General features: G+C 56.7%; 9 protein-coding genes. 5 read left to right on the top strand and 4 right to left on the bottom strand.

Annotated features, from left to right (window positions below; translation table 11 throughout):
• Positions 1-54 precede the first annotated feature (54 nt).
• On the top strand, positions 55-945 hold the full coding sequence (locus Mal52_RS20415; RefSeq protein WP_145378367.1) for a TlpA family protein disulfide reductase: 891 nt from the start codon (positions 55-57) through the stop codon (positions 943-945).
• A 353-nt stretch (positions 946-1,298) separates the two neighbouring features.
• Positions 1,299-3,002, top strand: coding sequence for a PQQ-binding-like beta-propeller repeat protein (locus tag Mal52_RS20410; RefSeq protein WP_145378366.1), 1,704 nt, complete (start codon positions 1,299-1,301; stop codon positions 3,000-3,002).
• Positions 3,003-3,379: 377 nt separating this feature from the next.
• Here Mal52_RS20410 and Mal52_RS20405 read toward each other — a convergent pair whose 3' ends face one another.
• Positions 3,380-4,531 (bottom strand): serine hydrolase domain-containing protein, encoded by a 1,152-nt coding sequence (locus tag Mal52_RS20405; RefSeq protein WP_145378365.1) that lies wholly within the window; start codon positions 4,529-4,531, stop codon positions 3,380-3,382.
• A gap of 227 nt (positions 4,532-4,758) precedes the next feature.
• The gene (locus Mal52_RS20400; RefSeq protein ID WP_145378364.1) at positions 4,759-5,535 is read right to left on the bottom strand and encodes an HpcH/HpaI aldolase family protein; all 777 of its coding nucleotides are present in this window, start codon (positions 5,533-5,535) and stop codon (positions 4,759-4,761) included.
• A 250-nt stretch (positions 5,536-5,785) separates the two neighbouring features.
• Here Mal52_RS20400 and Mal52_RS20395 point away from each other — a divergent pair, with 250 nt between their 5' ends.
• From Mal52_RS20395 to Mal52_RS20385, 3 genes are all read left to right on the top strand, one after another.
• On the top strand, positions 5,786-6,250 hold the full coding sequence (locus Mal52_RS20395; RefSeq protein ID WP_145378363.1) for a hypothetical protein: 465 nt from the start codon (positions 5,786-5,788) through the stop codon (positions 6,248-6,250).
• An 8-nt stretch (positions 6,251-6,258) separates the two neighbouring features.
• Entirely contained in the window at positions 6,259-7,392 is a 1,134-nt protein-coding gene (locus Mal52_RS20390) for a WD40 repeat domain-containing protein (protein ID WP_145378362.1), read from the top strand.
• Between the two features lie 311 nt (positions 7,393-7,703).
• Positions 7,704-8,801: a twin-arginine translocation signal domain-containing protein gene (locus Mal52_RS20385; protein ID WP_145378361.1), complete on the top strand. Its 1,098-nt coding sequence runs from the start codon at positions 7,704-7,706 to the stop codon at positions 8,799-8,801.
• Between the two features lie 232 nt (positions 8,802-9,033).
• Here the strand turns inward: Mal52_RS20385 and Mal52_RS20380 are convergent, their stop codons facing one another.
• Together Mal52_RS20380 and Mal52_RS20375 are read right to left on the bottom strand one after the other, a co-directional pair.
• Positions 9,034-10,482 carry a DUF1501 domain-containing protein gene (locus Mal52_RS20380; protein ID WP_145378360.1) on the bottom strand — a complete coding sequence of 483 codons (1,449 nt, stop codon included), beginning with the start codon at positions 10,480-10,482 and terminating at the stop codon, positions 9,034-9,036.
• Positions 10,483-10,660: 178 nt separating this feature from the next.
• The gene (locus Mal52_RS20375) at positions 10,661-13,111 is read right to left on the bottom strand and encodes a PSD1 and planctomycete cytochrome C domain-containing protein (protein ID WP_145378359.1); all 2,451 of its coding nucleotides are present in this window, start codon (positions 13,109-13,111) and stop codon (positions 10,661-10,663) included.
• Positions 13,112-13,125 lie beyond the last annotated feature (14 nt).

Raw genomic sequence — 13,125 nt, 5'->3', positions numbered from 1 at the left:
GCGAAGGCGGGCTCGCTCACACATTCAAAACTTCGGCGCTCGGGAATCAAACCTATGCTGTTTCGCCTAACTTTTAGCCTCGCGATGTCGCTGGCCCTTATCTCGGCCAGTGGATGTGGCGGCTCGTCAGCCAGTCCGGCGACTGCTGGCGGAACGATGGATAACGATCCGTTTGCCAACACCGAAGTGACGGTGCATTCCAGCGAAATCGCCACGGTGCCGACGGGAGCAAAATCCGATACCCGCCGCACAAAGAGGAATCCCAACCGCCGCAATACCGAACCGATGCCGGCGAACCCGACGCGCGGATACGGTATGGTGAGCGAGCGTGATACAGCGCGGTCCTCGCGAACACCTGATCCCGCATCGTTGCCCCGCGTGAAGGCCAAACCGGAACATCCCATCGTGGCGATGATCGGCGAGAGCGCGCCCGACATTAACGTCCCCATCGCGGGAGGCGGGCAAGTCAATTTGGTGCAGCACGAATCCTCCGAGATTCTCGTGATTGTGCTTTGGGCGAGTTACAACCACCTTTGCCAAGATGAATTGCCCGCATTGAAAGCGGCAGTCGATCGCTATTCCGAGGAGCAAGTGCAACTCCTCGCCATCAATGATGGTGAAGGGATCGAGACGATCAAAAAGTATCTAGCGAGAAACAATCTCGAACTCCAGGTCGGTGTTGACTTGAAGCAAGAGGTTGCCGATGCGTTTTTGGTGCGACAATTGCCGTTTGCTGCCATCATCGACAGTGAGGGGATCGTGCAAGGCATCCATGTGGGATACATTGACTCCTTAGGCGACGATATTAGCAATGATTTGCAATCACTCGTTTCCGGCAAGGATATCATCGAGAGATCCAAGGAACGGCTCAGCCGTCAAGATCTCTCCTTGCGAACTCCCGCCCCCTCGATGTTGGATCAACGTTCGCTCGTGCAGCATCAATAATCCGGCGTTCCGGGATTGCTCTAACGCTTCTCGCCATCTTGGTATTCGTGCCCCCTTTCGATGTATCGCGATCCATCGCAAGTAATGTGCGCGCACGCTCCGATAGCTCTTCTCCCCTCGGCGGCATGTGATTTTCGCCGCGAATCAGCCCTGCGGTTCTGATTGCGCCGGTTTTGCGGGCACTTCTCTCTGCGGCTGAGGCAAAATTTGCTCCTGCTACGTCGTGACCTATAGTTTTTCGAAGGACACCGCGCTGCGCTGCTGGAGATGCCTGCGCACAGCAAACAGCGGTGACATCGGCCAAGACAATCCCCCGCACACCTGCCAAACCCCGTACGACCGGAACGCAAACTATGTCCGAGCAAACAACTCAAGGCACAACGCCCCCCGCTGAAGTGCCTCCCACGACCACAGCAGCAAAAATCGTTTTGGCGTTCCAGGCAGTGGGCATCGGCGTGGTGATTGCCATCGTCGTCTCCTTGGCCCGATTGGCGCAACATCCGGAGTTCCAAGCCTTCTATCTGGGCCTCGATCAAATGCGGACGCCGTTGATTGCCGGCGCTCTGGCGATTATTGTCGTGATTGCCGCTGTGATCTGGATTCGTCCCAAATCCCGAACCGTGTTGACCGCTGTAGCGTTAATGTTCGTATTGTTTTTAGGCTTCAAGTCAGTACTACGCATCGAAAGTTTTTCCGGCGGCATGGTCCCCCGTTTTGCTTGGCGGTGGACGCCGACTGCGGAGGAACAGTTTGCGGAATTTCAATCACAACACGCAGCTGAAGCGGCTGAAGCCACCGAAGTCGCCACAGGTATTGATGTCGTGGCTCGCGCGAACGATCACACAAGCTTTCTGGGGACGGCCCGGGACGGCGTGATCAACAACATCGCCTTGGAAACCGATTGGTCGGCCTATCCGCCTCGCGAATTGTGGCGGCATCCGGTCGGATTGGGCTGGGGCGGTTTTTCAGTATCCGGCGACGCAGCCATCACACAAGAACAACGCGGCGAAGAGGAAGCAGTCGTCTGCTACGATTTGAAAACAGGGCGCGAGGAATGGGTCTCGAGCAACCCACAGCGTTTTGTCGATACACACGGCGACGGTCCGCGGGCGAATCCCACGATCGTCGACGGCCGCGTTTATACGATGGGCGCGTTGGGACAATTGTCCTGCATCAACGGCGCCAATGGCGCCTCGATCTGGACACAAAATACACTCGCCGATCCGGCATCGCAAAACATTCTGTGGGGCATGTCCGGCTCTCCGTTGGTTGTTGAGAATCGCGTCATCGTCACACCCGGTGGGGGAGCAGGGCGTGCGATTGTCGCCTATGACGCCGCCCAAGGAGACGAACTTTTTCACGGCGGCGACGATCCTGCCGGATACGCCTCACCGGCCCTTGTACAACTCGCCGGGCAAACGCAATTCCTCAGCTTTAATGGGGCGGGATTGCGTGGATTTGATGAACAGGGACAACCGCTCTGGCTGCACCCCTGGTTGACGCAAGGGGAATCACAGCGCGTCAACGTCGCCCAACCGATCGTTGTCGAAGGACTCGGCGAGGATGCTGCGAATGTCGGCCACGTGTTGGTCTCATCCGGTTACGGCACGGGAGCAGCGCTGCTGCGGATCACTCATGAAAATGACCAGTGGCAGGTGACCGAAGTTTGGCGGAACCGGAATTTGAAATCCAAGATGTCGAATTTCGTGGTGCAGGGCGGGTTCGTGTACGGCATGGACAACGGAATCATGACCTGCCTGGATGTAAGAACCGGTGAACGCCAATGGAAGAAAGGCCGTTACGGCCACGGACAGATTCTGCTGGTAGGCAACGTTTTGCTGGTTCAATCCGAATCGGGCAAGGTCGTCTTGGTCGAAGCCACGCCGGAGGAACATCACAAATTGGCCACGCTGGCGGCGCTGGGCGACAAGACCTGGAATCACCCCACGCTGTCGGGCAATATCCTGATCGTCCGCAACGACCGCGAAGCGGCCGCCTTTGAGTTGCCGCTGCGGCAGGCCAACGACGTGGCGGTCAATTCCACGCCGCAACCGTAGTGGATTGGTGTTGCGTCGCGACCAACCACCCGGCGCATGAAAGAATCCCGTCCGCCGCCCGAAGGCGGGGACGGGATCTGCCCCGTGTCGGATTGGTGTCCATTAAAAAAAGTCCATCAATTCCAACACCCTTTCTCCCTGCCCCTAAACAGAGATCGCTCATGTTCGATTTTTGTGTGGCTGGGGGAACCGTCGTCCCTTTGCTACCAAACGGATCACATCGCATTGGAAAAACCGGACACCCGTTTCAGAGTTTTTTGAGAAAAACCTGAAAATGCGCCTCAGGGACCGCTTGGCGCATGCAAATCCCCATTTTCCAGGTGTTTTTGGAGTCCTAATCGGCGGGGGTTCGATCCGTGCGAGGAACGAAACGCGTCTCAGTCACCAAGTGGTGCTGTCAGCGAAGCGACCGCCGCATTAGAAAACCGGGCGAGATATTTGCCGCGCGGCTCCTGCGGCTGCGTCGTGAGCATGATGGCAGCCGTTTGCCAAGTGGGGTCAATCCACAACAGCGAACCAGTCGCCCCCCAATGGCCGTAATTGTGCGGCCCTAGAAAATCGCCAAAGTTGCGGCTATCTCCCGGCCAATGCAGTCGCCATCCCAGTCCCCACGGCCGCGAGCGGCGTTCCAATTCGGGAACATCGCGCATGGCGAGAAATTGATTGCGGGTGGCGGCGGAAATGGTGGCGGGGCTGAGGAGCGGCTCGTCTTCCCCACGTCCACGATTCAGCAGAAACTGTGCCAAGCATGCTAGATCGGTCGGTGTCGTCAACAATCCCCCCCATGGAGCACCAAGTTGCCGCCAATAGCGCGTGTTCCAATGCCAATTGCTGCCGACCTGTGCTTCGGGAATCCGTAATTCGGCGATGCGGTTGACGGTGGGATTTTCCCCCGCGTACCAATCGTCCGGCGCGCCCAATGCGGTATCGTGCATTCCCAACGGCGCGAAGATCTCGTTTTGTAAGAATTCCGCGCAGGACTGACCGGTCACGCGGCGGATGATTTCTCCCAGCATGCAAAATCCCATGCTTTGGTACTGCACACCGCGACCGGGACGAAAAGCGAGTGGTTGTCGACAGGTCTCTTCCACAAATGCCGACAACGGTGCCTGCGCGGTGCGAAGCTCTGTGTTATTGGGCAGCATATCCGGCAAGCCCGATGTGTGCGTGAGCAGATGCCGGATCGTCACGCCGTGCTTGCCATTGTTCCCAAACTCCGGCACGATGTTTTTCACGCGGTCATCGAGCACAAACTCTCCCCGCTCAACGAGCAACAGTGCTGCCATGCCCACGATCGGTTTGGTGATCGATGCGATTAAAAAAATCGCGTCCTCACGAATCGGCGGCGAATCCGCATCGCACGTTTGTCGGCCGAACAGATGGGAACCAGTCGTCTTGCCGTTGCGGAGAATCATGATCCCCGCGGCGGGAACTTGATCGGCCTCAGTCCACGACCGCACCAGCCCCAACACGTGCTGCCAACGCGCGGGGTCCAATCCAATATTCTGCGGCGTATCGATCGCGAACATGAATCAACGAATATCCCTAGAACCAGCCCTGTAGGGCAGGCTCCCGCCTGCCGCGATTCACAACACGGTTATCCAATGACATCCCAAACCGACGGCTTTGCCGTCGTCTCTCAGCGCTCGCTTGGTCGGCAAACTTTTGCTTGTCGCCAAATGTATTTCCGTTCGATTCCGTTTTTTGAGTTGGAGGTCGATTGCGACGGCGAAGCCGTCGGTTTGGGGCGATGTGCTTATTCCTCGCCGTATGCCGCATCCAGATCACGGGAATTGGCTTCCAGCATTTTCATAAACGCGCCAAAATCGCCACCGTAATTGACCAGTTGAGCGCCTTGTTGATGAAGCTGTTTGACGTGTTCGGCCGAAAAGCCAGGTTGGCCCCAGGCCTTGCCGTGACGTTTGGCGGCGGCGGCGACGTGCTCGGTCGATTCCTCCAGCGTACGGCTTCCTTCAGGTGCGTTTCTGATGCGCAACGACAAATCGCCAGGCCCGACAAACAGGCCGTCGACGCCCGGCACGGCGGCGATTTCATCGGCGTTGTCCACTGCCTCGGGCGTTTCGATTTGGACCACTAGAAACGTTTCGCGATTGGCCGCGTCGGTGTAGTCCTCTCCCCCTTGCAGGTAAAAATCGCTATCCAGTCCGGCACCATCGATGCCGCGGTCGCCGATCGGCGGAAACTTGACCGCACGGACCAACTCTTGAGCCCGTTCCGCTGTCGAGACGTGCGGAATCATCAACCCGGCCGCCCCGTCCTCAAAATAACGGTACAGCCGAATTTTCTCCAACGTCGGCGCACGGAGCATGCAATCGATGTCGCACAGATGAAAATAGGCCAGCAGCGACTGCACTTCGCGCTGGCTCATCTCCCGATGTTCCAGGTCCAGCCAAATGCAGTCGTATTTGAAATGGGCCGCATGCCGAATGTAAGCGGGGATAAAATGCCCTAACGCACACATCCGCACTGGTTTGCCGGCCCGTAACTTGGCCAATGTTTTGCTCGGTCGCATAATCTTCAGTATCCTGGTCAAGGGTGGGTAATTATCGCAGTGCTCAGTGTCGGATTCTCGGGACGTCGCGTCAACCGATGGGGCGGGGGGAATTTTGTCGGTGGGGTGAGGCAGTGATGATTTAGGTCAGGCAGCCGCCTGACGGAATTCAGGTATTGCGCTGCATGAACCATGTCAAATAATACGCATGGTTCGACGAATAAGAGTGACTGCCCTGTCGGCATTATCACTAAGGAGAGGCCCGTCCAATATGAACCCGTATATTTTTATGGCATTGTCGCTCGGCATTTTGGCGGGGGTGTTGGTCCAATCTAAGGGTGATGATCTTGAGCCCAGCGAGCGAATCTATGCCTACATCCTCATTGCAGCAATGATGTTTTTGCTGATTTATGTTCCGTTTTACATCCCGACCACTGGGGAGATTGTCCACGGATTTGCTTGGGAAACGATCGAATATCCAGATGAACTCATGCAAGATGTCCTCACACCTGTGGCCGTTAAGACAGTCGAAGTCGAATTGAAAAAACACCCTGACCTGGGCGTCAATCCGAATTGGGTCCAGGATTCCATCATGCACCGCGCAAATCCTTCTCGCGGGCGAATGGGACTCTATTTGGGATTGCTGGCAATTCTCGGAGGAGCCGGCTGGTGGTGCATACCTCCGCTCATGAATCGATTGATCTTCTCTCAAGACCGTAGTGGATACAGTCGCTAGGTTTCTCGATGGATGCAACAACAGCCGGTAAAACTGGCCCTACAAAACTCGATATTATGAACAAGTCATTCAATATAGTGTGCATCAGTTTTCAGCAGGGAAATAATATGCGTCGACATAACCTCCGAACCGTCGTCGTATCTTTAATTTGTGCGGTGTCTCAGTGTATCGCTCTCGGAGACGATGATCTCGACAAGGATAAAAGTCAGCCAATTGCAACGATTAATTGTTCGTCACTGTCAAGCCTCGCATTGAGCCCCGACGGGAAGTCGTTGGCGACAGTCGATGCGGGGCGCGTAACCCTCTGGGAAGTGGAGACAGGCAAGAAACTTCGAGTCGTCTTCCAGGACGATTTTAAGAGTGGGCAAGTCGCATTTTCACCCGATGGCAAGAAGTTGGCTATTGCGGGTGCGAGATCACAATTGGAGTTGTGGGACATCGAGAAAAATAAACGTTTGAAATCAATCCAGGCGTGTAAAGGAGTTCCTACAGCTGCAAGAGCAGTGGCCTATTCTGGGAATGGTGAAAGGGTCATGGCAATCATTTTCAAAGATGTGCCTTTTGAAGAGGGCGGCGATGAAAATCGTGATCGCATGCTTTTGTATGATACGTCCACCGGTACGGCAAAATGTCTTCCAACAACCGACAGGATTGTCTATGGCACGCTGGCTGTATCACCGAATGGAAAAGAAATGGCGTTCCCCTGCCAAGGAGTTGGGGTTTGGGATGTGAACTCCGGTACCGAACTCAGAAGGTTGGATAAATCGCAATTCTTCTTATCTGTCGCGTACTCTTGCGACGGTAAATGGATAGCTGCGGGAGGTCTTGGCAGAATCGTCGTTTGGGATGCGGCAACAGGTGAGGAAAAACTCACCATCAAACGCCCCGGCATGGTTGGTGTGATATCAGTCGCCTTTTCTCCAGACGGCCGTCGCTTGGTGGCGGGAGAGCACGATGGACCGGTTGAAGATCCTGTGAGGGGGAAGTGGAACATTTGGAATGTTCAAACAGGAGATTTAGAGGAAATCTTGCCAAACCAAATCAGTGATGTTCGGTACGTACAATTTAGTGCGAATGGGAAGCGACTGATTTCTGCAAATGATTTTGGGCAGATTAACGTCTTTGATACTTCGAGGTGGTAGCCACGAGCAGTGCAAGAATATCAGTCCTGTAGTCTTCAACCGATGGGGTGTGCGGATTTTTGGGTGATGGGGTGAGGCTTGATGGTGGCTTTGTCGCCAAAAGAAGAACGAACCTCGAAACAAACAAAAGTCACGAAAACGAAAAGAGAAGATGTTGGGTGTTAGTGGCACGGCATCGAAACAACAGCCAGTAAATCCGGCCCTGCAAAACGCTTCTCCATTTGTACCCCCACCGCTCAACCCGCTACAATAGCGACGACGTGAAATTCGCCGCAGCTCCTTCCAGTAACCAACATTCACAGGTGCCCGATATGTCCTCATCGCAAACGCCGCAAAATCCCTCGACCGACTCGTCCCGTCGCGACTTTTTGAAGACCGCCACGATGGCCGGGGCCGCTGCGGCGGCTGTGACGACGGGTAGTGGGCCGTTGATTCTTAATGCCAGTGATAAGGCGGGCAGTAAGCGGGCGCGGGTGGGGCAAGGGGAGTTTGTTTACGAGTGCGATCACCATTTTGGCGAGGTGCCCGACCATGTGCGTTGGGGGGATACGCATGGCGTCTGCGTGGACGAAGCGGGGCTGATTTATGTCAAGCATCGCCAGAAGACCGATGAGCCGATGGATGCGATTGTCGTGTTCGACGCCGACGGCAAGTTCGTCCGCTCGTTTGGTAAGGAATATCATGGCGGCGGGCATGGGATCGATGTCCGTAAGGAGGGGGGCGAGGAGTTTTTGTATCTCTCCAACACCAGCCGCGGCACAACCGCCAAGACGACGCTGACCGGCGAACAGGTGTGGGTTAAGGAAGTCCCTCAGGAATCGGGCAAGTACGACAACGGCGAGAAATACAGCCCGACGAACATCTGCTTCGGCCCCGACGGCGGGTTTTATATCGGCGACGGTTACGGTTCGTCGTATTTGCATCAATACGACAAGAACGACAACTACGTCCGCACCTGGGGCGGCAAGGGGCGCGAGGCGGGTGAGATGTCGACGCCGCACGGCCAATGGCTCGATAACCGTGCCGGTCGCGACCCAAGCCTGGTCGTCGCCGACCGCGCCAACGGCCGCATGCAATACTTCACGCTCGATGGCAAGCACATCGAATTCATGTACGACGTGCTCTTCCCAGCCGATGTCGATATCCGCGGTGACATTTTGATGGTCCCCGACCTGCACGCACGGATTTCGCTGTTCGACAAGAACAACACGCTAATCACCCACCTGGGCGACGACGCCGCCTGGCGGAAAAAAGTCCTCAACGGCTTCAAAGTCCGCCAACACCCCGAAGATTGGCAAGACGGAAAATTCATCCACCCCCACGACGCGGCTTTTGATCATGATGGGAATATCTACGTGGCAGAGTGGGTGCCGACGGGACGGATTTCGTTTTTGCGGCACGTGGGTTAGGGCAGTTCACCCTCGTTCCGAAACTCCGTTTCGGAACGCAATTTCTCGAAGCTCCGCTTCGAATGACGTTGCAAGGATCATAAATCGCTAGCCCTAGCGAAGCAGAGCTTCGCGAAACGGCGTTCCCAAGCGGAGCTTGGGAACGAGGGGAATCATCGCCCCGCTCCGGAATGACATATAAAGGCACCGGCTTGCTTCTCGCACTGGCCACCGGCCACTGGCCACTCCCCCCTCAAATCACCTCCGCAATCGGCTCCACCGGTTCCACGCCGACGAGTTTCTGATCCAGGCCGCCGTAGAAGTAACTCAAGCGGTTGGGGTCCAGGCCGAGTTGGTTGAGGATGGTGGCGTGTAGGCGTTTGACGTGCAGTGGGTTTTCGACGGCGCGGGAGCCGAGTTCGTCGGTCGTGCCCACGCTTTGGCCTCCCTTGATGCCGCCGCCGGCCATCCACATCGTGAAGCCGAAGGCGTTGTGGTCGCGGCCGGAGCCTTTGGCGTACTCGGCTGTCGGTTGTCGGCCGAATTCGCCGCCCCAGACGACCAGCGTTTCATCGAGTAGGTTGCGCTGCTTGAGGTCTTTCAGCAATGCGGCGATCGGCTGGTCGGTGTTCCCGGCGTGGTAGTTGTGGTTCTTCTCCAGGTCGCCATGGGCATCCCAGTTGTTGTCATTGTGATTGCCGCCGGAGTAAAGCTGAATAAACCGCACGCCCCGCTCGACCAGTCGCCGCGCGTAAAGGCAACGCTTGCCGAAATCTTCGGTCCGCTTGTTGTCCAGACCGTACATCTTTTGCGTCTCGGCGGTCTCTTGCGAAATATCGACCGCTTCGGGGGCGTGCTTTTGCATTTTGAAGGCGAGTTCGTAACTAGCGATGCGGGCGGCCAGGTCGCTGTTGTCGCTCCGCAGGGCGAGGTGATCGGTGTTGGCGGCGTTGAGTGAATCCAACAGCGTCCGCTGCGCTGCGCGGGACATCCCTGCGGGGGGCTGCAGATCGATGATCGGGGCGCCCTTGGACCGCATTTGCGTCGCTTGATAAGTCGCCGGCATATAACCGCTGGACCAGTTTTTGGCGCCGCTGATCGGACCGCCGGTGGGGTCGAGCATGACGACGAATCCGGGCAAGTTTTCGTTTTCAGTGCCGAGACCGTAATTCACCCAGGAACCGAGAGCGGGGCTGCCGCTGAGGATTTTGCCGGAGTTCATCATCAACATTGCCGACCCGTGAATCGGGGAATCGGCGGTCATCGATTTCAGGAAGGCAATGTCATCCACGCAGCCGGAGAGGTGCGGAAAGAGTTCCGAGACCCATTGGCCCGACTCGCCGTATTGTTTGAATTTCCAACGCGGCTCGACAATCCGGCCACCGGTTTTGTGTCCGCCACGACCGAAGGTTTTCACGTCGACCGTTTTGCCATCCATGCCGATCATGTCCGGTTTGTGGTCGAACGTGTCGATGTGGCTCGGCCCGCCGTACATGAACAGAAAGATCACGCTCTTGGCTTTGGGAGCAAAGTGCGGCGGCTTGACGGCCAACGGATTCGTCGAGTCGGCCGCTTGTGCGGATTTGGAAAAGAACCCATCGCCCGACAATAGTCCCGTCAGCGCGACGGAACCAAATCCGCCGCCGGCTTGCCAGAGAAATTCGCGGCGGGTGCGTCCGCAGAAATTATTGGTTGTGCTCATCGCTGAATTCTCCAAGTCCGTAGGGCAGGCTCCTGCCTGCCGTAAAACACATTCGGCTGGTGCCAAACGTGGTTCCGTTTGTTTCCGTTATTGTTGTTGAATGTCGATTGCGACGGCGAAGCCGTCGATTTGGGGGATTCGTTGGATTGCGGCAGGCGGGCGCCTGCCCGTCACGAGATCAGTCTAGGTAGGTGAACTCGTTGAGGTTGTAGATGTATAAACAGAAGTACTCTAAGGCTTGGTCGGCCGTCAGTTTGTGTTGTTTTTGCAGTTTCTCAATCAAGGCTGCGCCGCGGGCGATCTCTTGCGGGTCGGCGGGATGCGCGAGGGCCAATTCCAAGGCGCGGCGGATCTGTGCTTGTGTGTCGTCGCCGCACTCTTTGCGGAGCCGTTTCGCAAATTCGATGGCTTGCTTGTGGATGAAGTCGCCGTTGATCATCCCCAGCGCCTGCGTAGGTTGTGTGGTGGCAAAACGGGCTTCGCAACTGGAATCGGTTTCGGGGAAGTCAAAACTCGCCAGCATCGGCGTGATCAGTGAGCGTTTGACATGGATGTAAATGCTTCGCCGCGCCTGTTCCTCGGGCGTCGATTTGCCCCAGCCCAATCCAGGCTGTGATTGTCCGGCGAGAACCTCGGCGGAGATTTCTGGATAGACGCCATGACCATACATTTGCAAATTCAACCGGCCGTTGACCGCATGGATCGAATCACGTAATTCCTCGGCGCTCAACCGCCGCATATCAAACCGCCAGAACAGATCGTTACGCGGGTCGCGAGACAAGCCTTGTGGATTGCCTTGCGAGGACATTTGATAGGCGGCCGACATCATGATGGTTTTGTGCAACGGCTTCAGTCGCCAATCCCCGGCGACCAGTTCGGTGGCCAACCAGTCCAACAGCAGCGGATGCGTGGGGGCATCGCCCAGCAGACCGAAGTTATTAGTGCTGCGTACGATGCCGCGGCCGAAATGATGTTGCCAGATACGATTGGCGATCACGCGGGAGGTCATGATGTTGTCCGGCGAAGTGATCCACTCGGCCAACACTGTGCGACGGCCAGAGGTCTTGGCCCCTTCGGGAGCGACGGGGATCTCTGGCACGGGTGCATTGAGGATCGTCGGAAAACCCGGGGCAACCTCTTCCCCTTTGGCATGCACGTTGCCTCGCATCAGCACGTGGGATTGCGGGGGCCGCGGATTACAACGGGCGACCGACAGGGCCGATTCGCGGGGAGGTAATTTGATCGCATTGAGTTTGTCGAGTTCGCTTTTGAGCGATGAGTATTCTGCCCAGGCGGATTCGTCGAGATAATCCTTGAGCTTTTCGTCGAGTAATTTCTGACGGCCGCGGCCTTCGGATTGGCGTTGATCGGGGGCGGACATTTTGACGATGCCCGCTTGCTCGATCGGCTGCATCTTTTCACGGACCGCTTTCTTCTGCCGGTCCAACTCCGCATGTTGCGTTGCCAATTCGGGAGAAGAGATGTCCGTTTGATTGTACGAAAGTTGATCGCTGCGGATGCCGTAGGAGGGGACGCCTTCGAAGAAGGACAACAGGCTGTAATAGTCGGTCTGTGGAATCGGATCGATCTTGTGATCGTGGCACCGTGCGCAATTGACGGTCAGGCCCAACATGACTTGGCTGGTGGTGGTGAGAATATCATCCAACTCATCGTAGTACGCCTGTTCGCGGTCGACCGGTTCGTCATCCCACAAGCCTAACCGGTAGTAGCCGGTGGCGATAATCGTCTCAGCGGATGCATCGGGCAATTCGTCGCCGGCGAGTTGCTCGGTCAAAAACCGGTCGTATGGTTTATCATCATTGAGGCTGCGGATGACGTAGTCGCGGTACCGCCATGCATTCGGCTTATCACCGTCGCGCTCGTAGCTATTGGTTTCCGCATAGCGCACCAGATCCAGCCAATGCCGCGCCCAGCGTTCGCCGTAACGGGGTGAGGCCAACAGCCGGTCGACCACTTTTTCATAGGCATCGGGCGCGGTGTCCGCGAGAAACGCTGTGACTTCATCAGGGGTGGGCGGTAGTCCGGTCAGGTCATAGTAGACGCGACGCAACAACGCGAGTTTGTCGGCCGGCGGCGCAGGGCTCAGGCCGTTCGTTTCAAGCCGCGCCAAGATAAAAGCATCGATCGGATTTCGGACCCACTCGCTGTTTTTGACAACCGGTGGCTGGGGATGTTGGATGGGTTGAAACGCCCAATGTTTGTCCCACGCAGCCCCTTCGGAAATCCAACGACGAATCAGGGCGATCTCTTCTGCCGGGAGCGGCTTCTCTTCGGGGGGCATCCGCTCGATTTCATCGTCGGTGGCGATCCGTCGCAGCAATTCGCTTTCTTCCGGTTTACCGGGCACGATGCCCAATTCACCGGAATCCAATTCGGCAAAGACCGATTCCGGATCATTCAATCGCAGACCCGATTCAGCCACATCGGGACCATGGCAAGCGAAACAGCGCTTGGCCAGGATGGGGCGGATTTGGCGGCCGAAGTCGACGGGGGTGGGGGCTTCTTTTTCATCCGCGGCCGAGAGCGGCGTGGTCATGAGCAACGACACAACGCATGCGCCGATGAGCAGTGCAGACGATTTTAACTTCTCCGAAAAACCCCGAACCATCGATACTGATCTCC

It is taken from the genome of Symmachiella dynata (assembly GCF_007747995.1).
In the GTDB taxonomy this organism is placed as follows: domain Bacteria; phylum Planctomycetota; class Planctomycetia; order Planctomycetales; family Planctomycetaceae; genus Symmachiella; species Symmachiella dynata.
This window is presented reverse-complemented; position numbering and strand designations above follow the sequence as displayed.

Excerpts from the sequence above, each read along its gene's own strand:
- Mal52_RS20415 (WP_145378367.1), top strand. The coding sequence starts at position 55 with ATGCTGTTTCGCCTAACTTTTAGCCTCGCGATGTCGCTGGCCCTTATC.
- Mal52_RS20410 (WP_145378366.1), top strand. The coding sequence starts at position 1,299 with ATGTCCGAGCAAACAACTCAAGGCACAACGCCCCCCGCTGAAGTGCCT.
- Mal52_RS20405 (WP_145378365.1), bottom strand. The coding sequence starts at position 4,531 with ATGTTCGCGATCGATACGCCGCAGAATATTGGATTGGACCCCGCGCGT.
- Mal52_RS20400 (WP_145378364.1), bottom strand. The coding sequence starts at position 5,535 with ATGCGACCGAGCAAAACATTGGCCAAGTTACGGGCCGGCAAACCAGTG.
- Mal52_RS20395 (WP_145378363.1), top strand. The coding sequence starts at position 5,786 with ATGAACCCGTATATTTTTATGGCATTGTCGCTCGGCATTTTGGCGGGG.
- Mal52_RS20390 (WP_145378362.1), top strand. The coding sequence starts at position 6,259 with ATGGATGCAACAACAGCCGGTAAAACTGGCCCTACAAAACTCGATATT.
- Mal52_RS20385 (WP_145378361.1), top strand. The coding sequence starts at position 7,704 with ATGTCCTCATCGCAAACGCCGCAAAATCCCTCGACCGACTCGTCCCGT.
- Mal52_RS20380 (WP_145378360.1), bottom strand. The coding sequence starts at position 10,482 with ATGAGCACAACCAATAATTTCTGCGGACGCACCCGCCGCGAATTTCTC.
- Mal52_RS20375 (WP_145378359.1), bottom strand. The coding sequence starts at position 13,111 with ATGGTTCGGGGTTTTTCGGAGAAGTTAAAATCGTCTGCACTGCTCATC.